Raw genomic sequence first — 24,045 nt, 5'->3', positions numbered from 1 at the left:
CGAAACCGATACATTCGACATGCCGCTTTCCCTTTCCCCCGTCATCGCCGGCGCGCCGTTCGATATCGGCGTGCGCCTCGGCGAACTCGCCCGTCCCGTGTTCGATGCGTACATGCAGCAGAGCAGCGCGTGGCAGGCCGTGCGCCGCTGGCGCGGCCATCCGTTCGTCGGCGCGCTGCGGCAGGCCGCGCTGGCCGCATACCCCGATCTCGTCGCGGAACTGGACGGGATCGCGGCGGGCATCGGCTGGCCGGCCGAGGACATCTTCCTGTGGAATTGCCGCGGCGAGCTGATCCACAACGCGCCGGACGGCTGCACGACGCTCGCCGCGCGCGACGCGGACGGCACGCGCTGGATCGCGCACAACGAGGACGGCGACCCGTTCCTGCGCGAGCGCTGCCTGCTCGTCGACGTGCAGCCGGCAGGCAAGCCGGGCTTCATCAGTTTCTATTACCCCGGTTCGCTGCCGGGCCATACGTTTGCCGCGAACCGCGCGGGCATCGCGCAGGCGATCAACAACCTGCGGATTCGCACGCCGGCACCGGGCGTGCCGCGGATGATCCTCGCGCGTGCCGTGCTCGACGCGACGTCGCTCGACGCGGCGGCCGACGTGCTGCGCCTGCATGCCCGCGCGAGCGGTTTTCATCACACGCTCGGCGCGACCGGCGATGCGCGGCTGCTGAGCATCGAAGCGAGCGCCGCGCGCTGTTCGGTGATCGACGTCGCACGGCTCGCGGGCCATGCGAACCATCTCGTGCATCCCGGCTGCGCAACGCACGCTCAGGAAGCGCAGATCGTCACGCAATCGTCGGCCGACCGCCAGCGGCGCGTCGATGCGCTGACGCCCGGCATCGACGCGATCGACGAAGCCGCGCTGCTGCGCGTGCTCGGCGATCGCGCGCCGGAAGGACTGCCGATCTACCGCGACGACCCGGCCGACCCCGACGACGAGAACACGCTCGCGACCGCGGTGTTCGCGATCGGCGCGGCGGCGATCGATTTCACCATTCACCAGCACGGCACGCAGCGCTTCGCGACGCGCATCGTGCCGTCCGGGCGCGCGCACGGCGCGTCCTGATTCATGAGGCAACGCATGACGACCGTTTTTCATCGCGCCCCGCGCGCCAGCTTGCCCGTCGCCGTCGCAGGCGACGGCATCGAGATCATCGACTCGACCGGCAAACGCTATATCGACGCATGCGGCGGCGCGGCCGTCTCGTGTCTCGGCCACAGCAACCAGCGTGTGATCGACGCGATCAAGCGCCAAGCGCAGCAACTGCCGTACGCGCATACGTCGTTCTTCACGACCGACGTGGCCGAGGAACTGGCCGACCGGCTCGTCGACGCCGCACCGGCCGGCCTCGAACACGTGTATTTCGTATCGGGCGGCTCCGAGGCGATCGAGGCCGCGCTGAAGCTCGCGCGCCAGTATTTCGTCGAGAAGGGCGAGCCGCAGCGCCGCCATTTCATCGCACGGCGCCAGAGCTATCACGGCAACACACTCGGCGCGCTCGCGATCGGCGGCAACGCGTGGCGACGCGAGCCGTTCCTGCCGCTGCTGATCGAAGCGCATCACGTGAGCCCGTGTTATGCGTATCGCGACCAGCAGGCGGGCGAAACCGACGAAGCGTATGCGCAGCGCCTGGCGGACGAGCTCGAGCAGAAGATCGTCGAACTCGGCGCGGAAAACGTCGCGGCATTCGTTGCGGAAACGGTGGTGGGCGCAACGGCCGGCGCGGTGCCGCCGGTGCGCACGTACCTGAAGAAGATTCGCGCGGTGTGCGACAAGTACGGTGTACTGTTGATTCTCGACGAGATCATGTCGGGGATGGGGCGCACGGGCTACCTGTACGCGTGCGATGAAGACGGCGTCGCGCCCGATCTGCTGACGATCGCGAAAGGGCTCGGCGCGGGCTACCAGCCGATCGGTGCGACGCTCGTCAGCGACCGCATCTACCGGACGATCGTCGACGGGTCGGGTTTCTTCCAGCACGGCCACACGTACCTCGGCCACGCGACCGCATGCGCGGCCGCGCTCGAAGTGCAGCGCGTGATCGCCGAAGAGAAGCTGCTCGACAACGTGAAGGCGCGCGGCGAGCAGTTGCGCGCATCTTTGCGCAAGCATTACGGCGCACATCCGCATATCGGCGACGTGCGCGGCCGCGGGCTGTTCGTCGGCGTCGAGCTCGTGCGCGATCGCGACAGCAAGGCGACGTTCGATCCCGCGCTGAAGCTGCACGCGGTAGTCAAGCGCGAAGCGATGCAGCGCGGCTTGATGGTGTATCCGATGGGCGGGACGATCGACGGCGTCCACGGCGATCACATCCTGATCGCGCCGCCGTTCATCTGCACCGCGCAGCAGATCGATACGATCGTCGAGCGGCTGTCGGGCGCGATTGCCGCGGCGCTTGCTGCGGCCGGCGCGTGACGGCATCGATGCACTGAACCCTTACCGGAATCACCATGACAGACAGACTGCCACCCTTCGACCCTGCGTCGGCCACCGACGCACAGAAAGCCGTGCTGGCCGACATTCTCAGCGGCCCGCGCGGCAACCTGAACGGGCCGTTTCTCGGCTGGATCGCGAGCCCCGAGCTGGCCCAGCACGCGCAGAAGCTCGGCGCGTTCTGCCGCTATCGCACGGGCCTGCCGCTGCGGCTGTCGGAACTCGCGATTCTCGTGACGGCCGCGCGCTGGCGCTCGCAGGCCGAGTGGCACATCCACCATCCGATCGCGCTCGACGCGGGTGTACCGGCCGCGACGGCCGATGCGATCCGGCGCGGCGTCGAACCCGCATTCGAGTCGGACGACGACGCGCTGATCCATGCGTTCGCGAGCGAGCTGTACGATACGCGGCGCGTCAGCGACGCGACGTTCGCGCGTGCGGAAGCGCGCTTCGGCCACGAAATCGTCGTGAATCTCGTTGCGCTGCTCGGCTACTACGCGCTCGTCGCGATGACGCTGAACACGTTCGGCATGCGTGCGGACGGGCAAACCGATTTGCCGTTTCCGGAGTAATCGCCGTGCAAGTGGCCGCGCATTGATCGTGCCGGAACAGCGGGCGCGAAACGTCTGACGATCGCGCCGCCGGCATCAATGCAACCAAATGTATTCATGCGGGATCAACGGCCGATGGCCGCGTATCATGGCTTGTTCACGTCGATATGATCGGTGAGCAAGCATGACGAGTACCCGCAAGACCTTGATGATCGCCGGAGGGCTCCTGGTAGCCGCTGCCGGCACTGGATACGTGATGCTCCTGCGTGCGGACCACCGTGCGATCGAAGACGCCGGCATCGGCGATTCGGCCGCGCCGGTTGCCACGGCGCCCGTGAGCAATGATCACGCAGTGCAGGGCACCATCGCGCCGCCGGCACCAGCGCCGGCACCAGCGCCGGCTGCCGCGACGGCGGCCCACGCCGGTTCGGCGCAGAAACAGGCGGCTGTTCCGCCGCCGCCATCCGCACCAGTGATCGCACCGGCGCCCGCACCGGCAGCACCCGCGCGCGTCAGCGCCGCGCCTGCATCTGTCCCCGCCGTTCCGGTTGTCAGCGAGAAAGCGCAGCCGGTGACGAAACCGAGCGCGCCGCCGCCGAAGGTCAACGTCGTGACGGTCGATGCGCAGGATTCGACCCCGCCGGCTGCACAGCAGGCGCAACCGGCTCAGCCGGCCGTGCCGGCGCAGGTCACGCAACGCGCACCGCGCAAGCGCGACGGCCTCGAACGCCACGCGGCCGCAGCGCCTGCCGCAACGAAATCCGCAACCAAATCCGAAACGCCGGAGACGGCCGCGCTCGTCAGGGAATCGGCGAAGCTCGACCCGTCGTTGCCGCCACCACCGGTGTCGTCGATGTCGGCGAGTTCCGGTTCGACTCGGCAGGGCGGTTCGTCGTCGGGCGCGAACCCGGTGGCCGCCGCGATGACCGAGCAACTGGTCAGGCAGTCGAGCAGTCTCAATTCGCCGACCGGCAACCCGGCTGCCAACGCGAAGTGATGTCGGCGGCGGTGTGGAAAGGGGGCGGGACGACGGGCCGTCGCGCGAGCGGTCCCGCGCGGCTGCCATGGATCGTTCATGCGACGGGTAGATATCGTTCCACCAGTCTGGCCCAGAAAGCGGAACCGACGACCAGGTTTTCGTCGTTGAAGTCGTAGGTCGCGCTATGCAGCGTGTTCCCGCCGTCGGTCGGTCCATTGCCGATCCGCAGGAATGCGCCGGGGCAGGCCTGTAACATGTAGGCAAAGTCCTCGCTGCCCATCAACGGAGCCATCTGTTCCGTCACGCGCGCCTCGCCAACCAGCTCTTTCGCGACTTCGATCGCAAGCTCGGTTTCGGCTTCGGCGTTCGTCACTACCGGGTAGCCTTCCACATAATCGACGACGGCACGGAGGCCGTAACCGTCGGCCTGCGCGTGCACGAGCGCGGTGATTCTTTCCTTCAGCATCCGGCGGACATCCGCGTCGAACGACCGGACGCTGATGCTCAACTCGACTTCGCCCGGAATCACGTTCGGGGCCGATCCTCCTGCGATCTTGCCGATCGTCACGACCGCGGACTGCGTCGGATCGACGTTGCGCGAAACGACGGTCTGCAATGCCATCACGATACTGCCAGCCGCGACGATCGGATCGTTGGCCAGGTGCGGGCGGGCAGCGTGCCCGCCCTTGCCGATGACCTTCACGAAGACGCGGTCGCCCGCGGCCATGAAATGCCCCTTGCGGAACATGAACGTGCCCGCCGGCGCGCCCGGATGGTTGTGCATGGCGAACACCGCGTCGCAGGGAAAGCGCGTGAAGAGCCCTTGCTCGACCATGCGCTTGGCCCCACTGTCGAATCCGCGTTCCTCGGCCGGCTGGAAGATCAGATGCACGGTGCCGTCGAATCGTCCGCGTTGTGCGAGGTGTCGGGCCGCGCCGAGCAACATCGCGGTATGACCGTCGTGGCCGCACGCATGCATTCGTCCCGGGTGGAGGCTCTTGTGACCGAACGTATTGCGTTCGTCGATCGGCAGCGCGTCCATGTCGGCGCGGATTCCGATACGACGTTCGCTCGAACCCCGCCGCAGCGTGCCGACCACGCCGGTGCCGGCAATCCCTGTCGCGACCGAATAGCCATATTCCTTCAGGCGACTTGCGACGATTTCTGCTGTCTGCACTTCCTCGAATGCCAGTTCGGGGCAGCAATGCAGCGTATAGCGCAGCCTGCGCATGTCGTCGGCAAGCGGCTGCAGATCGTGGATGGAACTGAGGTCGGGTAATAGCATGTGCGGTCCAGGAAAAATGCGGCTGACTAGAAGGGGCCCCAATGCATCGCGACGCCGGTCGCGATGGCGACGATGCAGATGGCGAACCAGGCAATCAGCAGCGGCATGACGAAACGTACCCACTTGAAGTACGGGATGCCGGACGTTGCGAGGACAGCCATCAGGACACCGGAAGTCGGGTTGAAGCAGTTGATGAAGCCTTCGCCGAGCAGCACCGCCTGCACCGTGACCTGTCGGGTCAGGTGCAACGTGTCGCCAAGCGGCGCGAAGATCGGGACGAGCACCGCCGATTCGCCGGACCCGGACGAGATGCCGACATGTATCAGCGCGGCGCTCAGGAACATGCAGATCGCGGCCAGTGTGGAATCGAGGGGTGCGAGCATGCCGGCGAGCGTGTTGACGATCGGGTCCATGATTCTGCCGTCGCCGAGCACGATCGAGATGGCCCGCGCCATGCCGACCACGAGCGCGCCCTTGACGAGCCCGCCGCAGCCGTGGAGGAACGTGTCCGCGATCGAGCCCGGGCGCATGCCGCTCACGATCCCGGCGGCGATCGCCATGACGAGAAACATCGCGATCATTTCGATCTCTGCCCAGTTGCGCGTGGACGAACCGTAGACGAAAACCGCCAGGCAGACGAGCACGATGCCGACGACGGCGAGTTGCCGGGCGTCGAATCGTCGCGTGGATAGGGGCGACGGGGCGCCGGCCGCCCGGATCGCCGGGGCGGGAACCGTCGCGTCGTTCATTCGACAGGCACGGATGCGTGCGACGAGGAAAATGACGGTGGCCGCCAGAAACGCGACATAGATGCACACCCGGAACGTCATGCCGGAAAACATCGGCAGGCCGGCCAGGCGCTGCGACAATCCGGTCGTTACCGGATTGAGGATGCCCGTGTTGAAGCCGGCATACGTGCCGAGATAGATCATGCCGGCGCCGGTTTCTTTCGGCAATTGCATCGACTCCGCGAGCAGCAGTCCGAGCGGGACGAACGCGACGACCGAATTCGTCACCACGCCGAGTGTGCCGAGCAGCGAGAAAATGCAGCAAGCGACGACGACGGCGACGTACGATCGTGCGCGCTCCCCCGGTGCGACCAGCGCGAGTGCGCTGCGGACGGCGCCCGTCGATTCGAGTACGGCCAGTGCGCCGCCGGTGAACAGGATGAGGAAGATGATGGGCGCGGAAGTCGTCATCCCCTTGGCCAGCGCGACGAACATCTCGCCCGGCATCACGCCGTGCCGGGCAACCGGTTTCAGGCTGTTCGGAACGACGAAGCTGATACCGTTGCTGACCGTTCGCGCAAACTCGCCTGACGGCACGACCCAGGTCGCGATGGCGGCCGCCACCAGCATGACGAACAGCAGCACATAGGGGCTGATCGGCTCCTTGCCCTCGCGCGCGCGGGTGGGCTGGCGCGGTTGCCGCGTGCCGTCGATCGGCCGGCTGGCGTCGTTCATGTTGCTCCTCCGTTGATGTGCTCGAGTGGTAAGCCACCCTGTTTTCGGTCCGGCGCGGCTGTCTGCTTGCCCGGGCCGGCTCCGGGGCGGAGTATCGGCGAAATTCCGTCTGGAAAGTTGCTTCCATCGCTGCGAAAATGTTGCATTGAAGGCAACACTGGAGCCGGCATTGGATACGGTAGAACGGAGTCTTTCGGAGCGCACGCTGCAATATCTGGTCGCGATCGCAACGTACGGCGGAATGCGTCAGGCAGCGCTCGGTCTGGACGTGAACGTGTCGACGATCAGTCGGCAGGTTGCCCTTGCCGAGCGCGAGCTCAGGCTGTCGCTGGTGACCCGTCGCGGGCGAAAAATGGAGTTGACGGAAGCGGGGCAGATGGCGGTCGATTATTTCCGCGACTGCGAACGCAGCGCCCGCCGGTTTCGTGCGCAGCTCGACGAATATCGCGGCCTCAAACGGGGGCAGGTCACGATCGCCGCCGGCGAAGGGGCGGTTGCGAGCCTGGTCTCGATGGTCCTCAAGCCTTTCCTGGAAAAATATCCGGGTATCACCGTGGCGTTGCGCACCGGTTCACTTCCGCAGCTCTTGTCGATGACCCGGGAGGATCAGGTCGATATCTGCGTATCGATCGGTGCCACGACGGATCCGACATTGAACGCGCGCCTGTTCCAGAGCGAGCCCATCTGCGCGATCTTCTCGGTAGATCATCCGATGGCGTCGCGCAAATCGGTGAAGATGGAAGCGCTCGCCAACGAGCGCCTGGTCTTCATGCCCGCCGAGTTCGGGCTGCAGGCCCATGTCGATGCGATCCTCGCCGATATCGGGCGCACGTATGTGCCTGCATTCCGCTGCGACCGGTTTTCGACGGCAGTCGCGATTGCGGCGCAGAATCTCGCCGTTGCGTTCATGACACGCGGGGCGGCCCAGGAGAGGATCGCGGCGGGCCAGGTCGCCGCGGTGCCGCTCGATCATCCGATCGCACGCTCGTTCGATCGCTATGTGGTCACGCGTGCGGGGCGGCGACTCGGTCCGGCCGCGAACTATCTGCGGCGGGAAATCGTGAGGTTGATGTCGACCGTGTAGCGACGAAAGGGGGCTTTGACCTGCGTTCCACCGCCACTCGACGAAGATGCAAAAAAAGGACCCCGCATGCCGACCAAGGCATGCGGGGCCAAGAGAGACAAACCGTTGCGCCGATGCGCCGAGGTGCGTTACGCGGCGACTGTTTCTTCAGCTTGCGGCTGAGCGGCTGCCGCCGGCGTCACGTCCTGCCGGATCAGGTGGTCGAACGCGCCGAGCGATGCTTTCGCGCCTTCGCCGACCGCGATCACGATCTGCTTGAACGGCACCGTCGTCACGTCGCCGGCCGCGAACACGCCCGGCACCGACGTCGCGCCGCGCGCATCGACGACGATCTCGCCGTGCTTCGACAGTTCGACCGTGCCTTTCAGCCATTCGGTGTTCGGCACGAGACCGATCTGCACGAACACGCCTTCGAGATCGATGCGCTGCGTTTCGCCCGAGCGCAGATCCTTGTAGACGAGCCCGTTCAGCTTGCTGCCGTCGCCGGTCAGCTCGGTCGTCTGCGCCTGCGTGACGATCGTCACGTTCGGCAGGCTGCGCAGCTTGCGCTGCAGCACTTCGTCCGCGCGCAATTGCGCGCCGTATTCGATCAGCGTGACTTCCTTCACGATGCCGGCGAGGTCGATCGCGGCCTCGACGCCCGAGTTGCCGCCGCCGACCACCGCGACGCGCTTGCCCTTGAACAGCGGGCCGTCGCAGTGCGGGCAGTACGCGACACCGCGATTGCGGTATTCGCGCTCGCCCGGCACGTTGATTTCGCGCCAGCGCGCGCCGGTGGCGAGCACGATCGTCTTTGCCTTCAGCACCGCGCCGTTCGCGAGGCGGATCTGGTGCACGTCGCCGGGGATCAGCGCGTCGGCGCGCTGCACGTCCATGATGTCGACGTCGTATTGCTTCACGTGCTGCTCGAGCGCGGTCGCGAATTTCGGCCCTTCGGTTTCCTGCACCGACACGAAGTTCTCGATCGCCATCGTGTCGAGCACCTGGCCGCCGAAACGCTCGGCGACGACGCCCGTCGCGATGCCCTTGCGCGCCGAGTAGATGGCCGCGGCCGCGCCTGCCGGGCCGCCGCCGACGATCAGCGTATCGAACACCGGCTTGTTCTCGAGCGACTTCGCGGCACGCTCGCTCGCGCCCGTATCGAGCTTCGCGAGGATTTCCTTCACGCTGCTGCGGCCCTGGCCGAAAGATGCGCCGTTCAGGAACATCGTCGGTACGGCCATGATCTGGCGCGACTCGACTTCATTCTGGAACAGCGCGCCGTCGATCGCGACGTGGCGGATGCGCGGGTTGATCAGCGACATCACGTTCAGCGCCTGCACGACTTCCGGGCAGTTCTGGCACGACAGCGAGAAATACGTCTCGAACGCGTAGTCGCCGTCGAGCGCGCGGATCTGTTCGATCACGTCGTCGTCGAGCTTGATCGGATGGCCGCCCGTCTGCAGCAGCGCAAGCACGAGCGACGTGAATTCATGGCCCATCGGGATGCCGGCAAAGCGGATGCCGGCCGGCTTGCCGGGCTCGCCGATCGAGAACGACGGCTTGCGCTCGGCGTCGTCGCGGCGTTCGGTCACGGTCACGCGATCCGTCAGCGACGCAATCTCGTTCAGCAGCGCCAGCAGTTCCTGCGATTTCGCGCTGTCGTCGAACGAGGCGACGAGTTCGATCGGGCGCGTGATCTTTTCGAGGTACGCTTTCAGTTGATTCTTGAGATTGGCGTCGAGCATGGCGTTTCGGATTCCGTATTAATGATTATGGTCGGGCACGTCGTGCCGGAGGAGGGCGCGGGCCGCGCGATGCGGCGGCCCGCCGTCGCGCGCCTCGTGCGAGGCGCGCGGCGCGATCGTCAGATCTTGCCGATCAGGTCGAGCGACGGGGTCAGCGTTTCCGCACCCGGCGTCCACTTGGCCGGGCACACTTCACCCGGATGCGCCGCGATGTATTGCGCAGCCTGCACCTTGCGCAGCAACTCGCCCGCGTCGCGGCCGATGCCGTTGTCGTGGATCTCGCACAGCTTGATCTCGCCTTCCGGGTTGATCACGAACGTGCCGCGCAGCGCCATCCCTTCTTCCTCGATCAGCACGTCGAAGTTGCGCGACAGCGTGAGCGTCGGGTCGCCGATCATCGGGTACTTGATCTTGCCGATCGTGTCCGACGTGTCGTGCCATGCCTTGTGCGTGAAGTGCGTGTCGGTCGACACGCCGTAGATTTCGACACCCAGCTTCTGGAATTCCGCGTAGCGGTCGGCGAGGTCGCCCAGCTCGGTCGGGCAGACGAACGTGAAGTCGGCCGGGTAGAACACGACGACGGACCACTTGCCCTTGAAGTTCTCTTCGGAAACGGGCACGAACTCGCCGTTGTGGTAGGCGGTTGCCTTGAACGGCTTGATTTGGGTGTTGATGATCGGCATGTGGTGGTTTCCTTTGCGTCAGTGGTGAGTGGAGTGTTGCCAGTATCCGGGTTCACCCTGACTTTGTGAAATTGCTTGTTTCAATCCGGGGCATCGGGAATTTCTATCTGCTTCCGGCCCTTGATTGGGTGGGGTGGGCGGGGAGGCGCTTTTGACACTTGGGCGGGCGGGGTGGGGCGGAGCCCCGAGCAAGGTGCCCGGCGCCTGAGTGGCTTTGGACGCAATACAATCCAAAGCATGCCGTTAGGGCCTTTACCTGCGGGCAGCCGATCCACCCGAACAGCGCGGGATCCCATGAAAAGAAACCTGATCGTTCTGGACGAAGTACCGCCGTCTTTTCCCGATCTGATCGGAGACGGGCTGGCCGGATTCAACGCGGCGTCGAAAGGGCCGTCGAACTACAAGGATTTGGCCATCTCGGTCGGCGACACGGACGACTGCGCCGGAGGATTGATCGGCTACACCGCGTGGGGATGGTTGTTCGTCCAGTGGTGTGGGTCGCGGAGCACGTGCGCGGCCAGGGATACGCGTCCGGCCTGCTCGTGCGCGCGGAGCAGGTCGCGGCGGAACGAGGGTGCGCAGCCGCGTGGATCGACACCTTCAATCCCGATGCGAAGCGGCTCTACGAGCGATTCGGCTACGTCGTGTTCGGCGAGTTGGCCGATTTTCCGGCTGGGCACACGCGATACTTTTTGCAGAAGCGGTTCGGCTTGTCTGCGTCGAGTTGACGCATTTGCATTGCCGCCGCGCGTATCGGCTCAGATCTGATACGGCATTCGAACACCGGGTTCGGTGGGGGGGAAGTCTTTCGTGTTGCGCGACACGAGCAGCAGCCCGTTCACTTGCGCCGATGCCCAGACGATCGCGTCGGGCAGGCGTATGCGGCGTTCCTTGCGAATGATCACGGCGCGATTCGCAACCGTGCTGTCGAGCGCGATGACATCGAATGACGAGAGCCATGCGCGAGTCGGGGCTTCGTCACGTTCGGACGTGCCGACCAGGACTTCCATCCACGAGATCGTGCTGATCGCACGATAGTCGTAGCGGCCTAGCTCCGCGCGGGCGGATTCCACGCCGCCCAGATAGTCGATCAGGATGTTGGTGTCGAAGAGAGCTTTTACCATTCCGAGCGCAATTCCTCCTGATACGCGAGCCCGTCGACCGTGCGATCTTTCCAGAGACCGAATACGTCGTCGGCGAGCGGGCGCTTGTGCAGGGCAATGTAGGCATCGATCGCGTCGCGGATGATTGCGGCGCGGGGACGATGTTCAGTCTCGACGATGGCGGCCAACTCGTCGAGCTGGCCATCCGACAGATCAAGCAGAATCCGGCTCATGACAGCCTCCGATATATGATATGCATATCATATATACTCGATTGAAAGCATGCAAGACTCGGGCTGGGTGCGGCGCGACGAGTGCTCGCGTAAGCCGTTGTCCGACAAGGCGAGAGGGGCGTTCCGCTCAAATCCCCGCCATCTTCCTCAACCACTCCGCCAGCCGCCGTGCCCCGTCCGGCATGTCCGCGTCCTCGCGCGTGCACAGGTAGTAGTCGCGCCCGTCGTCGAGCGCGTGATCGAACAGCTTCACGAGTTCGCCGTTCGCCAGTTCGCGCTCGACCAGCGGCGCGCGCAGCAGCGCGGCGCCGAGATCCGCCCGCGCGGCGCTCAGCGTCAATTGGCCATCTTCGAACATCGGCCCCACCGCATGCGACACATGCCGCACGCCGGCGCCCTGCAGCCAGTTGACCCACGTGCTGCGATCCTCGTCGTGCACGAGCGGCGCATGCGCGAGATCGGCCGGCGTGCGGAACGGCCCGTGGCGCTTCAGGAACGACGGGCTGCACATCGGCACCATCGCGCCCGGCAGCAGCCGCTCGCAGCGGTAGCCGGGCCAGTCGCCGGTGCCGAAGCGGATCGACAGGTCCGACGCATCGCTTCGGTAATTGCGGTGATGCGCGTACAGCACGGTCACGTCGACATCCGTGTTGTCGGCCAGGAACGAATGCAACCGTGGAATGAACCAGCCGATGCCGAGCAGCGGAATCAGGCTGACGGTGATCTGCCGCAGCGACGAACGATCGCGCACGAAGCGCGTCGCGCTGCGCAGCACCGAGAACGCGGCGCTGATCGAGCGGTAGTAGTCGCGCCCTTCGTCGGTGAGTGCGAGCAGCCGGCCCTCGCGCACCGTCAGCGGCGTCTGGATGAACGCTTCGAGCAGTTGCAGTTGATGGCTGACCGCCGACGGCGTGATGTCGAGTTCGCCCGCCGCCGCGGTGACCGACCCGAGGCGTGCAAACGCTTCGAACGCACGCACCGCGCGCAATGGCGGATCGTGCGGCAATTGTTCGATATTTTTCATGTATCGAATTTTATCGAAAAGTCAGGGTAAGCGACAACAATAAAATGTCTTGTATTTACAATGTGTTGGGTTAATGTGTCGAGAACGGCATAAGCATCCAACAATTGGGTATTTGGGGTTTGGGTGCTGAATATTTAATATTTTTCATGTTTTGATTCGAGTCACCGATCCCCCGCACATGAAAATCGCCTTCCTTCACGCCAGCCTCGTTTTCTCGGCGGCCGCCTTGGTCGCTTCCGTTCCCGCGTTCGCGCAGTCCGCGCCGCAGACGGTCCTGATCGGTCTCGCCGCGCCGCTCACCGGCCCGTCCGCACGTATCGGCAAGGACTTGCAGAACGGCGCGCAACTCGCGATCGACGACGCGAATGCCAAGCATCCGACCATCGGCGGCAAGCCGGTGGTCTACAAGCTCGTCGCGGCCGACGACCAGTCCGATCCGCGCACGGCCGTCGCGGTCGCGCAGCAGCTCGTCGACCAGCACGTGATCGGCGTCGTCGGTCACTGGAACACCGGCTGCAGCGTGCCGGCGTCGCGCGTCTACCGCGACGCGGGCATTCCGCAGATCGCGCCGGCGTCCACCGGCCATCAATACACGCAGCAGGGCTACGCGACGGCCTTCCGCATCATGGGTCACGACGATGCGGGCGGCAACTTCACCGGCGCGTATGCGGTGAAGACGCTGAAGGCGAAGCGCATCGCGGTGATCGACGATCGCACGTCGTTCGGCGCGGGGCTGGCCGACCAGTTCATCAAGGGCGTGCAGGCGAACGGCGGCGCGATCGTCGATCGCCAGTACGTGAGCGACAAGACGACCGACTTCAGCGGCGTGCTGACCGCGATCAAGGGCAAGCGCGCGGATCTCGTGTTCTTCGGCGGCCTCGATGCGCAGGCCGCGCCGATCGCGCGCCGGATGCGCCAGCTCGGCGTGAACGCGCCGCTGCTCGGCGCGGGCGGCTTCGTGAGCCAGACCTTCCTGTCGCTCGCGGGCAAGGACGGCGACGGCGTGACCGCGCTCGAACCGGGCCTGCCGCTCGACCGGATGCCGGGCGGCAACGCGTTCGACACGCAGTATCAGGCGCGCTTCCGCGCACCGATCGAACTGCATGCACCGTTCGCGTACGACGCGGCGGCCACGCTGATCGCGGCCGCGCAGAAGGCCGGCACGACGCAGCCGGCGAAGCTGGTAGCGGCGGTTCGCGCGATCGACCGGCCCGGCGTGACGGGCCGGATCGCGTTCGACGGCGAAGGCAACCTGAAGGACCCGGCGTTCACGATCTACCAGGTGCGTGGCGGCAAGTGGAGCGTCGTGGACGTGCTCGGCGGCTCGCGTACCGCAACGAAATAAACGACGCAAGGAGACGACCCCATGACCGACCCGACCCAGGCATCCGCCGCCGCACCCGAGGACACGCGCCTCGGAATCCTCGCGCGGCGCCGCATCGAAGCGGAAATCATCAAGCCGATCTACGAGATCATGAAGCGCGAGTTCGGCGCCGAGCGCGCGCAGGCCGTGATCGCGGAAGCCGTGCGCGGCGCGGCCGTCGACGCGGGCCGCACGTTCGCCGCGCAGGAGCCTGGCGGCACGAGCGTGAAGTCGTTCATCGCGCTGCAGGTGCTGTGGGAGAAGGACGATGCGCTCGACGTCGAGGTGCGGCGCGCGGACGACGCGCACTACGACTACGACGTGCATCGCTGCAGCTACGCGGAGATGTATCACGCGATGGGGCTGGGCGAAATCGGCCACCTGCTGAGCTGCGCGCGCGACAGCTATTTCATCCAGGGCTATGCGCCGAACATCGCGCTGACGCGCACGAGCACGATCATGCAGGGCGGCAAGCGCTGCGATTTCCGCTACGCACTGCAGAGCGCGACGGAGAACGGCGATGCGTGACGACAACGTGAATGCGCCGCGCGTCGACAGCGATCGCCTGTGGGCGTCGCTCGAGCGGATGGCGCAGATCGGCGCGACGCCGAAGGGCGGCGTCTGCCGTCTCGCGCTGACCGATCTCGATCGCGAGTCGCGCGACCTGTTCGTGCAGTGGGCGCGCGACGCCGGCTGCACGGTGCGCGTGGACCGGATGGGCAATGTATTTGCGCGCCGCGCGGGCCGCAATCCCGATGCCGCGCCGGTGCTGACGGGCTCGCATGCCGATTCGCAGCCGACGGGCGGCCGCTACGACGGCATTTACGGCGTGCTCGGCGGGCTCGAGGTCGTGCGCGCGCTGAACGACGCGGGCATCGAAACCGAACGCCCGATCGACGTCGTGATCTGGACCAACGAGGAAGGTTCGCGCTTCGCGCCGGCGATGATCTCGGCCGGCGTGTTCGCGGGCGTCTATACGCTCGACTACGGGCTGTCGCGCACCGACAGCGCGGGCAGGACGATCGGCGAGGAACTGGAGCGTATCGGCTACGCGGGCGCCGAGCCCGTCGGCGGCTATCCGGTGCACGCCGCGTACGAACTGCATATCGAACAGGGCGCGATTCTCGAACGGGCCGGCAAGTCGATCGGCGTCGTGACGGCCGGGCAGGGGCAGCGCTGGTACGAGGTGACGCTCACCGGTGTCGATGCGCACGCGGGCACGACGCCGATGGAATTCCGTCGCGATGCGCTGGTCGGCGCCGCGCGGATGATCTCGTTCATCGACGTACTCGGCCGCCGTTACGCGCCGTACGCGCGCGCGACGGTCGGGATGATCGAAGCGCGGCCGAATTCGCGCAACACGGTGCCGGGCGGCTGCTTCTTCACGGTGGAGTTTCGGCACCCCGACGATGCGGTGCTCGACGAGCTGGACGCGGCGCTGCGCGCGGAACTCGCCCGCGTGGCGGACGAGACCGGCCTCGGCGCGCAGATCGAGCAGATCTTCAAGTACCCGCCGATCCCGTTCGCGCCGCGCTGCATCGACGCGGTGCGCGACGCAGCGGTAGCGCTCGGGCTGTCGCACATGGATATCGTGTCCGGTGCGGGGCATGACGCGTGCTACGTCGCGCGCGTCGCGCCGACCGGGATGATCTTCGTGCCGTGCGTCGACGGGCTGAGCCACAACGAGGCCGAAGCGATTACGCCCGAATGGGCGGCGGCGGGCGCCGACGTGTTGTTGCGTGCGGTGTTGCGGAGCGCGCAGGAAGCCTGAGCGTGACGAAGGCGGCCCGGCGGGCGGGTGTTCGCCGGCAGTTCGCACGCGTTCGGATCGCCGTTCGGCAGGACCATCGCCATGCGCGGGTGCGCCTGCGCGGCCTCGATCGATGCGATGGCGAACGGCGTGTCGCCTGACGTCATCAACGCCTTTTATTGTCCGGCCGTGCGTTACTTGCCCGCCTTGCGCCGCGCCATATACGCGAGATACGCGACGATCTGGTCGAGCTCCCGATCGCTCAACTGATCGGGCGGAAACGCCGGCATGCTCCGGCCCGGCCAGTCGCGCACCGACGCCGGGTTGCGGATGTAGCGGCGCAGCGCGGCGGGCTGGAAGTAGTCGACCGGATTCATCGGTGCGTTCAGGTCGGGGCCGGCATGGCTGCTGCCCGCACCGTCGACGCGGTGGCACGCGAGGCATTGCGTGACGAACAGGTGTTGGCCCGCGCGGGCCGGATCGCTTGCTGGCAACGCAGGATCGACGGCGAGCGACGGCCAGCGCGCAACCGGCGACGATTCGATCGTGACGCGCACGATCTGGTAAGGCCACTGCTCGCCGCGCACCGACGACGCGTCCGGCCCGAGCCACACGAGATAGAACGGCCCCGCGCTGACCTGCTTGCCGGGCAGCTTCGGCCACGGATGGGCCGAATCCTCGATCGCGAGCCATGCGACGGCGCCGGCCGGCGCGCGGCGGCGCACGAGATCGAGCGGCAGTTGCGCGGCGAAGCCGTCGGCCGCGCGCGTTTCGAGCACGCCGTCGGCCGGCAGCGGCGTGTCGCCGAGCAGCGCGGCGAACGGCACGGCGCGGAACGTCATCGGCCGGCCGTACGCGATGTCGCGCGGCACGTGGATCTCCGTTGCATCGGGGCGCGCGAGCAGCGTCTGCCGCGTCAGGGCGCGGGCCGTGCCGTCGGTGTCGAGTTCGAGCGTGGACTGGGCCCACGCGCGTTGTCCGATCAGGCAAACCGTCAGCAGCACAAGCGAAAACCACTGGCGCTTCAGCATTCGTTCTCCGGGAAAGGGCGTTCCGGCAGCGGCAGGACGCGCAAGCCGCGGCCGATGGAAGGAATCGGGCGACAGTCTATCCGGTACGCGCGGCGCTGGCGACTTCGGCGCGGGAAAGGTTGGGCGGCCACGGTCGGGCAGGCCCGCGACAGCGTGTCCGGCTACCAGGCGGCCTGGCGTTGTCGCAGCGCGGTTTGGGCAGGGGGAAACGAAGGGCAGGGTGGCCGACATGCGCACTGCCAGCGTTCACGACATTGCCGTTACCGGACCGCCGTCAATGATTCGCGCACGGCACTTCGTTCTTCGACAACGGCGTATCCCGCCCCGGTTCGAAATCGGCTTCGCGCGCGCCCGACGGCGTCAGCGACACGAAATGCATCGCCACGCCTTGCGCCGGGAAACCGGCAATGCCCGTCGTGCCCCACGGAATCGGCGAGCGCTGCGCGCCGCTCACCGAAATGTCCGCCGGCGCAAGTGCCAGCGTCAGCAGCCGCCCGTCGCGGGTCGGCACGTACGCACGCGTGCCGGAGACACCGATGCCGGATTCGCGCACCGACGCCGGCAGGCAGTCGAGCGTCGCCGTGCGGCGGCCGTTCGGGTCGATCAGCATCGCGACGCCGCGATCGTCCGCCGTCGTCGTGACGACGATGAAGCGGTCGATCGCCGGCACGTAGGCCGACGAGTACACGTAGTACCGGATCGCACCGTTCAGCGCCCCGAGCTTGTCGAGCTTCGCCGTGACCGGATCGAACATTGCGTATTCGAGCGTCGCGTCCGTGCTGCCTTCGATGAATTTCTGCCAGACGAGCAGCGCGTTGCGCGGCGAACCGGCGACCACGGGCCACCACTCGCGGCGGTGCGGCGCGACCGCGACGTGGTTCAACTCGCGCCCGGCCGCATCGTAGGTCTTCAGGTAGACGCCATTGCCGGTGCCGAGGTTGTCGACGCCGCCGCCGTCGACCCAGTCGGCGGAATAGAACACGACGAAGCGTTCGCCCGCCGTTGCGACATGCCCCGAGTGGCCACCCGGCTCGACGTCGTTCGGGTAGGGCTTGATGGGCTTCAGGTCGCGGCGATAGACGCCGTAGCGCTGGCTGACTTCCTGCGGCGCGTTCCAGCCGTCCTCGAACGTGACGAAGATGTCGCCGCGCGCGTTCTGCGCGATCGACACGGGCTCCTGCGCCTCGGGGCGGCTGATGAACGGTCGGACGTGCAGCAGGTGCGGCTTGCCGGGCAGCCACTCGCCGACGTACACGTCGTGCGGCCAGTTGCCGTTGCGCATCGCGCCGCGCGGCACGGTGCCCGAGCTGCTGAAGAATACCCAGCGTTTGCCGTTGCCCGCGTCGGCCACGCCGATGCCGTGCATGAAGCGTCGCGGGTCGCCGGTGTCCTGCGGCGCTACCGGGCCCTGCACGGTGACCGTATGCACGACGGGCGCGGCGGCCAGCGCCGACGGCAGTGTCGCGACGACGCAGCACGCGCCGCAGAGCGCGGCCGCGACGCGGCGAGCCGCGCTCGGCCGCTTGCCCGCCTGCGCCGCGCGCGTTCGCCCCGTCATTCGACGGTCACCGATTTCGCGAGATTGCGCGGCTTGTCGACGTCGGCGCCGCGCGCGCAGCCGACGTGATACGCGAGCAACTGCAGCGGGATCACGTTGACGATCGGCGACAGCAGGTCGCCCGAATCGCGCACGCGGATCAGGTGCGTATCGCGATCCGCGTCGATCGCGAGCTGGTTGCCGGCGAGCACGTAGAGCCGCCCGCCGCGCGCGCGCACCTCGGCCATGTTGGACTTCAGCTTCTGGAACAGGCGGTCGTCCGGCGCGATCGTGACGACCGGCATCGCGCTCGTGACGAGCGCGAGCGGGCCGTGCTTCAGTTCGCCGGCCGGATAGCCTTCCGCGTGTATGTATGACACCTCCTTGAGCTTCAGCGCGCCTTCCATCGCGATCGGAAAATGGATGCCGCGCCCGAGGAACAGCGCGTTCTCGGTGCGCGCGAACTTCGCGGCCCAGCCCATGATCTGCGTTTCCAGCGCGAGCGCGTGGCCGATGCGCTCGGGCAGCGCGCGCAACTGCTTCAGGTGCATCGCGACCTGCGCGGCGTCGAGCCGGCCGCGCAATTGCGCGAGCGTCAGCGTTAGCACGAACAGCGCGACGAGCTGCGTCGTGAATGCCTTGGTCGATGCGACGCCCAGCTCGATCCCGGCCCGCGTCAGGAACCGCAGCGGCGCGTTGCGCGCGATCGTGCTGGTCGCCACGTTGCAGATCGCCATCGACAGATCCTGGCCCATCTCGCGCGCACGCGCGATCGCGCCGATCGTGTCGGCCGTCTCGCCCGACTGCGAAATGCCGACGACGAGCGTGCGCGGATCGGCCACGGTGTCTCGGTAGCGGAATTCGCTGGCGATCTCGACCTGCGCGGGCACGCCCGCGATGCTTTCGAGCCAGTACTTCGCGGTCAGGCCCGCGTAGTAGCTGGTGCCGCAGCCGAGCAGCAGCACGCTCCGAACGCGCGACAGCAGCGCGCGCGTGCTTTCGCTCTCGTCGAACAGCGCCGGCGAGATCGTGTCGATGCCGTCGAGCGTGCTGGCGATCGCCTTCGGCTGCTCGAAGATCTCCTTCTGCATGAAGTGCTGGTACGGGCCGAGCGCGGCGTCGCCGTCGCGCGCCTTCACGTGGCACAGCGGGCGCTGCGCTTCGTGCCCGCCCGAGTCGACCACGGCGATGCGTTCCGGCGTGATCAGCGCGACGTCGCCGTCTTCAAGGTAGACGAAGCGGTCGGTCAGGTCGCCGAGCGCCGCGCAGTCCGACGCGAGGTAGTTCTGTTCGGCGCCGATGCCGATCACGAGCGGCGAGCCGGCGCGCGCGGCGACGAGGCGCTGCGGCTCGCGCGCGCTCAGCACCGCGATCGCGTACGCGCCGTGCAGCCGCTTGACGGCGCGCATGACGGCGTCGAACAGGTCGTCGCGATAGAGGCTGTGGATCAGGTGCGCGATCACCTCGGTGTCGGTTTCGCCGCGAAACGCGTAGCCGCGCTGCCGCAACTCGGCGCGCAGCGCGTCGTGGTTCTCGATGATGCCGTTGTGCACGACCGCGATCGTGTCGCCCGACATGATCGGATGCGCGTTCATTTCCGACGGCGCGCCGTGCGTCGCCCAGCGCGTATGCGCGATGCAGGTCTGCGCTTCGAGACCGAGCGTCAGCACGCGATCCTGCAGGTCCGTCACGCGCCGCAGCGTGCGTTCGCTGAGCAGGCGTCCGTTGCCTTGCACGGCGATGCCGCACGAATCGTAGCCGCGATACTCGAGCCGGCTCAGCGCATTGACCAGTTGCGGCACCTGATTGCCGATGCCGCTTGCTCCGACGATTCCGCACATGATTCACCTCGTCCACAAGAAGTTGCCGGCCTGCCGGCGATGCACGGCAGCGCGGCGTCAGGAGCGGCGCCGCGCTGCACGGATGCCGTCCCGTGCGCGGCGGCGCGTCTCCGCTAACCTACTCGCGGGGCGGCGGCCCCGCATGGGCTACCCATTCGATGCCGGAAATCGACCCGTTCGCGTCGTGCGACGCGACGAGAATGCGCGTCGTGCGTCGCGCGCCGCGCCGGCGGGCGCCGGCCAGCGCGGTCGGCGGCACCGCGCGCACCTTCGCGCTGGCCGAGCGCCGCAGCATCTTCGACACGCGCAGCCGGTACGCGAGCGGATGCACGACGCGCCCCGCGATCAGCCACGTGACGGTCGTGCCCGCGATGATCGCGATGCAGGTCGCGTAGAACACGATCTGTTCGATCGGCATCTCGGCCTCGTTGAACGGCAGCAGGTAGCGGTACGTGTAGATGCAGATCGATGCCCACACGGCGCCCACCAGCGCGGGTCGCACGAGGCGGAACCAGCCGACCAGCACGAGCCCGGTGATGCGGCCGCGCTCGGCGATCATTTCGCGCGGCGTGCGCAGGGAAAGGTCAATAATCGGTGCGTTCTTCATGTTGAATGCCTCGGTCGGGGCTGACCCATACGGCCCGCTTGCCGCGGCCCCGCAATAGGACGGCGGGCAGGGCGACGACGGTGGTGATCATGCTGATCAGCCAGAAGGCCACGGGATACCAGACGGTGTCCAGGAAATACATCAGGAGTTTTTCATCGTAACGACGGTCGATCATGCTGCCGATGATCAACTGCAGGATGCAGGTGGCGACCAGCAGCATCCCGTGCCAGTGCGGCACGACCGATACGTGCCAGTCCAGCGGCAACGGATGGAAGACATCGACGAGCGCGAGCAGCAGGATGAACGACATCGAGTAGGCCCACGCGATGCCGATCAGGTATTCGACGAACAGCGGCCACATCATCATCTGCGTCGGCCGTGCGAGCGTGCCCGCATACTTCATCAGCACCTGGATGCCGCCTTTCGCCCAGCGCAGCCGCTGCCGGTACAGCCCCTTCACCGTTTCGGGCATCAGGATCCAGCTCAGCGCGTGCGGTTCGTATACAACGCGCCAGTCGCGGCACTGCAGCTTCCAGCTGATGTCGATGTCCTCGGTCAGCATGTCCGAGCTCCAGTAGCCGACGTCGGCGAGCGCGGTCTTGCGGAACATCGTGATGACGCCCGACACCGTGAAGATGCGGCCGTACACCTGCTGCGTGCGCTTGATCAGCCCGACGATCGACGAGAATTCGCCGACCTGCATGCGGCCGAGCAGCGACGTGCGCGTGCGGATGCGCGGGTTGCCGGTCACGGCGCCGACGCCGGGGTCGGTCAGGAAGTGCTCGAGCATCCAGCCGATCGCGTCGTGCGCGAGCAGCGAATCGCCGTCGATGCACAGCAGGTATTCCGCGTTCGATACGGCCGCCGCGGTCGTGAGCCCGACCGCCTTGCCTTCGTTGCGCGCGTGATGGATCACGAGCAGCCGCGGAATCTCCACGGCAAGTTCGTTGAGGATCTCGCCGGTGCGATCCTTGCTGCCGTCGTTGACCGCGATGATGTCGTAGTTCGGGTACTGCATCGCGTTCAGGTGGCCGATCACGGCGCGCGCGTTCGCGGCTTCGTTGAAGCAGGGCACGACGATCGAGATCTTCGGGATGCCGCTCGACGCGATCGTCCGCGTCGACAGCACGCGCCCCTCTTCGAGCAGGAAGTAGTGCACGACGCCGCCGATCATCCACAGATACGACATGAAGAACGGGTAGTAGAAGACGAAATCCTGCAGGCGCTGGATGATGCCGTGGGTCGTCATGGTGTCTTCGTTCCTTGCGGACGCTGCATCTGCATCAGCGCGTTGATCGACGTCGGATCGAGACGCGACTTCAGCGACATCACGTCGCGCATCGTGTCGAGATCCGGCTGGTTGTTCAGGAACTTGTCCGGGTAGTAGCCGAAGTTCACCGCGCCCTTGCTGCGCAGCCGCCGCATCTGCGCGATCAGCGCGCTGCCGGAAATATCCTTGCGCTCGCGCCAGTCGTACGACTGCAGTTCGAACACGGTGCGCGCGAGGCCGCGCTGTTTCGCGCGGACGGCGCCGACGAGCTGGTCCATCCAGCGCTGGGGGTCCGGTGCCTGTTCCATGTACGGCATCGCCATCAGTGCGACGAAGTCGTAGGTGGCGAGGAAATCGTCGTAGTTCTGCGCGTACCATGCTTCGGACTCGGGCTTCAGCACCGGCAGCGCGAAGATGTTGCGCGCGGTCAGCACGTCGCCCGCGTTCTGGTTCGCGAGCACGATCTGCTCGAGCTGGCGCGTCAGCTCGATCAGGTAGCGCGTCTTCTGCCGCGTCCAGCGGCTCATCAGGTCCGGCGTCGCGCGGATCTTGCCGATGTCGGCCGGCAGCCCCCACTGCGAATACGTGCTCAGCGCGTGCCGGCCCCCATCCTCGTAATCGTCGAGCACGGCGTCGTCGCTGAACAGGATGCCGTTGAACGACGCGTACTTGCCGAGATCCTCGTAGATCTGCTCGATCATCAGCCGCGCTTGCGGATCGAACGGGCTCAGCCGGTACACGCGCGAGCCGTTTTCGCGCGTAGGCGCGCCGCCGTACGCGCTGACGGCCTCGAGCCCGCGATGCTTGTCGGGCGGCGGGCGGAACGCCAGCACCGGCATCCATGCGTACACCTGCACGTTGGCGCGCGTGTTGAGCTGCCACGCGGCGCGCGAGAACAGGTCGCCACGCATCGGCAGGTGCCGGTTCGGGAAGTACAGCGATTCCGCGACGCCCGTGCCCTTCGGATCGGCGAACGCCTGCAGGTACACCGATTTCGGCTGCATCCGGTAGATGCGCTCGATGAGCTTGCCGAGATTCGTTTCCTGCCGCCCCGGATCCGGATCGTAGACCTGGTCGAGATCGACCTGCACGACGCGCTCGGGGATATCGACGTCGCCGCGGTTGGTCGCCGGCTCGCGCATCGACCGCTCGAACCCGCCGATGTCGACGTCGTACATCATCAGGATCCGCCGCAGCCGGTCGAGCGGCACGTCCGGCGTATTCGGGCCGGCGTCGAGGCTGAACTGGATGTCCATGCCGAGCGACGTCGAAATCTTGCGCACGGGCTGGTTTTCCGCGCCGTATGGCCAGACCATCGAGCGTGCGACGATGCCGGTGCGTTCGCGAATCTGCCGCACGCATGTCTGAAGGTCGTCATGCACGCGGGCTTCGAACTCCGCATCGGTTTCATAGCGCTTCTCGTTCTGGAGGTACAGGTGCGACGTGGTGGCCGGCAACTCGTTGCCCTGCGGATTCGCGACCGCGCCGTGATGGAGGTTGTGCGTGTGGCACGCGAGCTCGACGAGATTCGACTTGCCGACCTTCTGCACCTCGTCCCACGACATGAAGTAGTCGCGCGGCATCTGGATCCGGTCGCTGATGCGGATCGGCGTATCCGGCGGCGCGTCGATCCACGCGGTGACGATGCCCATCACGGCCGGATACTTGAAGCGCTCGAGTAGCGGCAGGACTTTCGTGTAGTGGCTGCGGTAGCCGTCGTCGAACGTGAGCAGCACCGCGCGCGGCGGCAGCGGCTTGCCGCCGTGCCGCGACGCCTCGATCTGCTTGACCGTGACGGTGTGATAGTTGTTGGTCTGCAGCCACGAGAAGATGGCGGTGAGCGTACCGGTATCGACCGCGTACGGATCGACCATCGTCGACGTGGCGAACGTCGACAGCAGGTTGTCGCGCACGTCGTGCAGGCAGATCACGCGGAACGTCTTGCCGTCGACGGGATCGGACGGCGGCAGCAGGTCGATCATCCGCGCATTCGTCACGCCCGGGAACAACGAACAGGCTGCAAACGTGCCGAGGCATCCGCACATGAAGAACCGTCTGGATTGCATCG

The 24,045-nt window shown here is 66.7% G+C and carries 22 protein-coding genes; 9 read left to right on the top strand and 13 right to left on the bottom strand.

Annotation, left to right across the window (positions count from 1 at the left end):
* Positions 1 to 19 precede the first annotated feature (19 nt).
* The 4 genes from ACNQQL_RS23130 (at position 20) to ACNQQL_RS23115 (ending at position 3,994) form a co-directional block, all read left to right on the top strand.
* Positions 20 to 1,078, top strand: a complete 1,059-nt coding sequence (locus ACNQQL_RS23130; RefSeq protein WP_347065940.1) for a C45 family peptidase — start codon at positions 20 to 22, stop codon at positions 1,076 to 1,078.
* A 15-nt stretch (positions 1,079 to 1,093) separates the two neighbouring features.
* Positions 1,094 to 2,428: an aspartate aminotransferase family protein gene (locus ACNQQL_RS23125; RefSeq protein ID WP_347065938.1), complete on the top strand. Its 1,335-nt coding sequence runs from the start codon at positions 1,094 to 1,096 to the stop codon at positions 2,426 to 2,428.
* Positions 2,429 to 2,463: 35 nt separating this feature from the next.
* Positions 2,464 to 3,018 carry a carboxymuconolactone decarboxylase family protein gene (locus ACNQQL_RS23120; protein WP_347065936.1) on the top strand — a complete coding sequence of 185 codons (555 nt, stop codon included), beginning with the start codon at positions 2,464 to 2,466 and terminating at the stop codon, positions 3,016 to 3,018.
* Positions 3,019 to 3,181: 163 nt separating this feature from the next.
* Complete coding sequence (locus ACNQQL_RS23115) at positions 3,182 to 3,994, top strand: extensin (protein ID WP_347065934.1); 813 nt, start codon at positions 3,182 to 3,184, stop codon at positions 3,992 to 3,994.
* Between the two features lie 76 nt (positions 3,995 to 4,070).
* Here ACNQQL_RS23115 and ACNQQL_RS23110 read toward each other — a convergent pair whose 3' ends face one another.
* Complete coding sequence (locus ACNQQL_RS23110; protein WP_347065932.1) at positions 4,071 to 5,261, bottom strand: M20 aminoacylase family protein; 1,191 nt, start codon at positions 5,259 to 5,261, stop codon at positions 4,071 to 4,073.
* Between the two features lie 26 nt (positions 5,262 to 5,287).
* Entirely contained in the window at positions 5,288 to 6,724 is a 1,437-nt protein-coding gene (locus ACNQQL_RS23105) for a YfcC family protein (protein WP_347065930.1), read from the bottom strand.
* A gap of 169 nt (positions 6,725 to 6,893) precedes the next feature.
* Here ACNQQL_RS23105 and ACNQQL_RS23100 point away from each other — a divergent pair, with 169 nt between their 5' ends.
* A complete protein-coding gene (locus tag ACNQQL_RS23100; RefSeq protein ID WP_072436528.1) occupies positions 6,894 to 7,808 on the top strand; it encodes a LysR family transcriptional regulator in 915 nt (304 codons plus the stop codon).
* A gap of 128 nt (positions 7,809 to 7,936) precedes the next feature.
* Here the strand turns inward: ACNQQL_RS23100 and ahpF are convergent, their stop codons facing one another.
* Both ahpF and ahpC read right to left on the bottom strand, forming a co-directional pair.
* Complete coding sequence (gene ahpF / locus ACNQQL_RS23095) at positions 7,937 to 9,535, bottom strand: alkyl hydroperoxide reductase subunit F (protein WP_347065929.1); 1,599 nt, start codon at positions 9,533 to 9,535, stop codon at positions 7,937 to 7,939.
* Positions 9,536 to 9,654: 119 nt separating this feature from the next.
* On the bottom strand, positions 9,655 to 10,218 hold the full coding sequence (ahpC, locus tag ACNQQL_RS23090; protein ID WP_034179823.1) for an alkyl hydroperoxide reductase subunit C: 564 nt from the start codon (positions 10,216 to 10,218) through the stop codon (positions 9,655 to 9,657).
* A 473-nt stretch (positions 10,219 to 10,691) separates the two neighbouring features.
* Here ahpC and ACNQQL_RS23085 point away from each other — a divergent pair, with 473 nt between their 5' ends.
* On the top strand, positions 10,692 to 10,946 hold the full coding sequence (locus tag ACNQQL_RS23085; RefSeq protein ID WP_347065926.1) for a GNAT family N-acetyltransferase: 255 nt from the start codon (positions 10,692 to 10,694) through the stop codon (positions 10,944 to 10,946).
* A gap of 30 nt (positions 10,947 to 10,976) precedes the next feature.
* Here ACNQQL_RS23085 and ACNQQL_RS23080 read toward each other — a convergent pair whose 3' ends face one another.
* The 3 genes from ACNQQL_RS23080 to ACNQQL_RS23070 all read right to left on the bottom strand — a co-directional run bounded on the left by ACNQQL_RS23080 (position 10,977) and on the right by ACNQQL_RS23070 (position 12,578).
* Positions 10,977 to 11,342: a type II toxin-antitoxin system VapC family toxin gene (locus tag ACNQQL_RS23080; RefSeq protein WP_310143605.1), complete on the bottom strand. Its 366-nt coding sequence runs from the start codon at positions 11,340 to 11,342 to the stop codon at positions 10,977 to 10,979.
* On the bottom strand, positions 11,336 to 11,554 hold the full coding sequence (locus ACNQQL_RS23075) for a ribbon-helix-helix protein, CopG family (RefSeq protein ID WP_310143603.1): 219 nt from the start codon (positions 11,552 to 11,554) through the stop codon (positions 11,336 to 11,338). The genes ACNQQL_RS23080 and ACNQQL_RS23075 overlap by 7 nt, the downstream gene beginning before the upstream one ends.
* A 127-nt stretch (positions 11,555 to 11,681) precedes the next feature.
* Positions 11,682 to 12,578 (bottom strand): LysR substrate-binding domain-containing protein, encoded by an 897-nt coding sequence (locus tag ACNQQL_RS23070; protein ID WP_072436531.1) that lies wholly within the window; start codon positions 12,576 to 12,578, stop codon positions 11,682 to 11,684.
* Positions 12,579 to 12,756: 178 nt separating this feature from the next.
* On the opposite strand from ACNQQL_RS23070, the gene ACNQQL_RS23065 reads away from it, so the two are divergent.
* The 3 genes from ACNQQL_RS23065 to ACNQQL_RS23055 are packed head-to-tail and all read left to right on the top strand — an operon-like array spanning position 12,757 to position 15,712.
* Positions 12,757 to 13,923: a branched-chain amino acid ABC transporter substrate-binding protein gene (locus ACNQQL_RS23065; RefSeq protein WP_347065923.1), complete on the top strand. Its 1,167-nt coding sequence runs from the start codon at positions 12,757 to 12,759 to the stop codon at positions 13,921 to 13,923.
* A gap of 21 nt (positions 13,924 to 13,944) precedes the next feature.
* Positions 13,945 to 14,469, top strand: a complete 525-nt coding sequence (locus ACNQQL_RS23060) for an L-2-amino-thiazoline-4-carboxylic acid hydrolase (RefSeq protein WP_347065921.1) — start codon at positions 13,945 to 13,947, stop codon at positions 14,467 to 14,469.
* A complete protein-coding gene (locus tag ACNQQL_RS23055) occupies positions 14,462 to 15,712 on the top strand; it encodes a Zn-dependent hydrolase (protein ID WP_347065919.1) in 1,251 nt (416 codons plus the stop codon). The genes ACNQQL_RS23060 and ACNQQL_RS23055 overlap by 8 nt, the downstream gene beginning before the upstream one ends.
* Positions 15,713 to 15,885: 173 nt before the next feature.
* On the opposite strand, the gene ACNQQL_RS23050 is transcribed toward ACNQQL_RS23055, so the two are convergent.
* The 6 genes from ACNQQL_RS23050 to pgaB all read right to left on the bottom strand — a co-directional run bounded on the left by ACNQQL_RS23050 (position 15,886) and on the right by pgaB (position 24,043).
* The gene (locus ACNQQL_RS23050) at positions 15,886 to 16,722 is read right to left on the bottom strand and encodes a c-type cytochrome (protein WP_204422722.1); all 837 of its coding nucleotides are present in this window, start codon (positions 16,720 to 16,722) and stop codon (positions 15,886 to 15,888) included.
* A gap of 274 nt (positions 16,723 to 16,996) precedes the next feature.
* Entirely contained in the window at positions 16,997 to 18,280 is a 1,284-nt protein-coding gene (locus tag ACNQQL_RS23045; RefSeq protein ID WP_347065917.1) for a hypothetical protein, read from the bottom strand.
* On the bottom strand, positions 18,277 to 20,100 hold the full coding sequence (gene glmS / locus ACNQQL_RS23040) for a glutamine--fructose-6-phosphate transaminase (isomerizing) (protein ID WP_347065915.1): 1,824 nt from the start codon (positions 20,098 to 20,100) through the stop codon (positions 18,277 to 18,279). Before glmS ends, ACNQQL_RS23045 begins: the two co-directional genes overlap by 4 nt.
* A gap of 118 nt (positions 20,101 to 20,218) precedes the next feature.
* Complete coding sequence (locus ACNQQL_RS23035; protein WP_175958863.1) at positions 20,219 to 20,707, bottom strand: Biofilm PGA synthesis auxiliary protein PgaD; 489 nt, start codon at positions 20,705 to 20,707, stop codon at positions 20,219 to 20,221.
* Positions 20,685 to 21,956: a poly-beta-1,6-N-acetyl-D-glucosamine synthase gene (pgaC, locus tag ACNQQL_RS23030; protein WP_347065913.1), complete on the bottom strand. Its 1,272-nt coding sequence runs from the start codon at positions 21,954 to 21,956 to the stop codon at positions 20,685 to 20,687. Before pgaC ends, ACNQQL_RS23035 begins: the two co-directional genes overlap by 23 nt.
* A complete protein-coding gene (gene pgaB, locus ACNQQL_RS23025; RefSeq protein ID WP_347065911.1) occupies positions 21,953 to 24,043 on the bottom strand; it encodes a poly-beta-1,6-N-acetyl-D-glucosamine N-deacetylase PgaB in 2,091 nt (696 codons plus the stop codon). The genes pgaC and pgaB overlap by 4 nt, the downstream gene beginning before the upstream one ends.
* Positions 24,044 to 24,045 lie beyond the last annotated feature (2 nt).

It is taken from the genome of Burkholderia sp. LFS061, from assembly GCF_047978125.1.
GTDB classification, from domain to species: Bacteria; Pseudomonadota; Gammaproteobacteria; order Burkholderiales; family Burkholderiaceae; genus Burkholderia; species Burkholderia pyrrocinia_C.
The sequence above is the reverse complement of the archived record's forward strand: the minus strand, read 5'-3'. Positions and strand labels throughout refer to the sequence as shown.

What these genes read in the sequence shown, in the direction of transcription:
- ACNQQL_RS23110 (WP_347065932.1), bottom strand. Translation starts at nt 5,261, where the DNA reads ATGCTATTACCCGACCTCAGTTCCATCCACGATCTGCAGCCGCTTGCC.
- pgaC (WP_347065913.1), bottom strand. Translation starts at nt 21,956, where the DNA reads ATGACGACCCACGGCATCATCCAGCGCCTGCAGGATTTCGTCTTCTAC.
- ACNQQL_RS23125 (WP_347065938.1), top strand. Translation starts at nt 1,094, where the DNA reads ATGACGACCGTTTTTCATCGCGCCCCGCGCGCCAGCTTGCCCGTCGCC.
- ACNQQL_RS23115 (WP_347065934.1), top strand. Translation starts at nt 3,182, where the DNA reads ATGACGAGTACCCGCAAGACCTTGATGATCGCCGGAGGGCTCCTGGTA.
- ACNQQL_RS23075 (WP_310143603.1), bottom strand. Translation starts at nt 11,554, where the DNA reads ATGAGCCGGATTCTGCTTGATCTGTCGGATGGCCAGCTCGACGAGTTG.
- ACNQQL_RS23035 (WP_175958863.1), bottom strand. Translation starts at nt 20,707, where the DNA reads ATGAAGAACGCACCGATTATTGACCTTTCCCTGCGCACGCCGCGCGAA.
- ACNQQL_RS23045 (WP_347065917.1), bottom strand. Translation starts at nt 18,280, where the DNA reads ATGACGGGGCGAACGCGCGCGGCGCAGGCGGGCAAGCGGCCGAGCGCG.
- pgaB (WP_347065911.1), bottom strand. Translation starts at nt 24,043, where the DNA reads ATGCAATCCAGACGGTTCTTCATGTGCGGATGCCTCGGCACGTTTGCA.
- ACNQQL_RS23070 (WP_072436531.1), bottom strand. Translation starts at nt 12,578, where the DNA reads ATGAAAAATATCGAACAATTGCCGCACGATCCGCCATTGCGCGCGGTG.
- glmS (WP_347065915.1), bottom strand. Translation starts at nt 20,100, where the DNA reads ATGTGCGGAATCGTCGGAGCAAGCGGCATCGGCAATCAGGTGCCGCAA.
- ACNQQL_RS23085 (WP_347065926.1), top strand. Translation starts at nt 10,692, where the DNA reads ATGGTTGTTCGTCCAGTGGTGTGGGTCGCGGAGCACGTGCGCGGCCAG.
- ACNQQL_RS23055 (WP_347065919.1), top strand. Translation starts at nt 14,462, where the DNA reads ATGCGTGACGACAACGTGAATGCGCCGCGCGTCGACAGCGATCGCCTG.
- ACNQQL_RS23120 (WP_347065936.1), top strand. Translation starts at nt 2,464, where the DNA reads ATGACAGACAGACTGCCACCCTTCGACCCTGCGTCGGCCACCGACGCA.
- ACNQQL_RS23105 (WP_347065930.1), bottom strand. Translation starts at nt 6,724, where the DNA reads ATGAACGACGCCAGCCGGCCGATCGACGGCACGCGGCAACCGCGCCAG.
- ACNQQL_RS23080 (WP_310143605.1), bottom strand. Translation starts at nt 11,342, where the DNA reads ATGGTAAAAGCTCTCTTCGACACCAACATCCTGATCGACTATCTGGGC.
- ACNQQL_RS23050 (WP_204422722.1), bottom strand. Translation starts at nt 16,722, where the DNA reads ATGCTGAAGCGCCAGTGGTTTTCGCTTGTGCTGCTGACGGTTTGCCTG.
- ahpF (WP_347065929.1), bottom strand. Translation starts at nt 9,535, where the DNA reads ATGCTCGACGCCAATCTCAAGAATCAACTGAAAGCGTACCTCGAAAAG.
- ACNQQL_RS23130 (WP_347065940.1), top strand. Translation starts at nt 20, where the DNA reads ATGCCGCTTTCCCTTTCCCCCGTCATCGCCGGCGCGCCGTTCGATATC.
- ahpC (WP_034179823.1), bottom strand. Translation starts at nt 10,218, where the DNA reads ATGCCGATCATCAACACCCAAATCAAGCCGTTCAAGGCAACCGCCTAC.
- ACNQQL_RS23065 (WP_347065923.1), top strand. Translation starts at nt 12,757, where the DNA reads ATGAAAATCGCCTTCCTTCACGCCAGCCTCGTTTTCTCGGCGGCCGCC.
- ACNQQL_RS23060 (WP_347065921.1), top strand. Translation starts at nt 13,945, where the DNA reads ATGACCGACCCGACCCAGGCATCCGCCGCCGCACCCGAGGACACGCGC.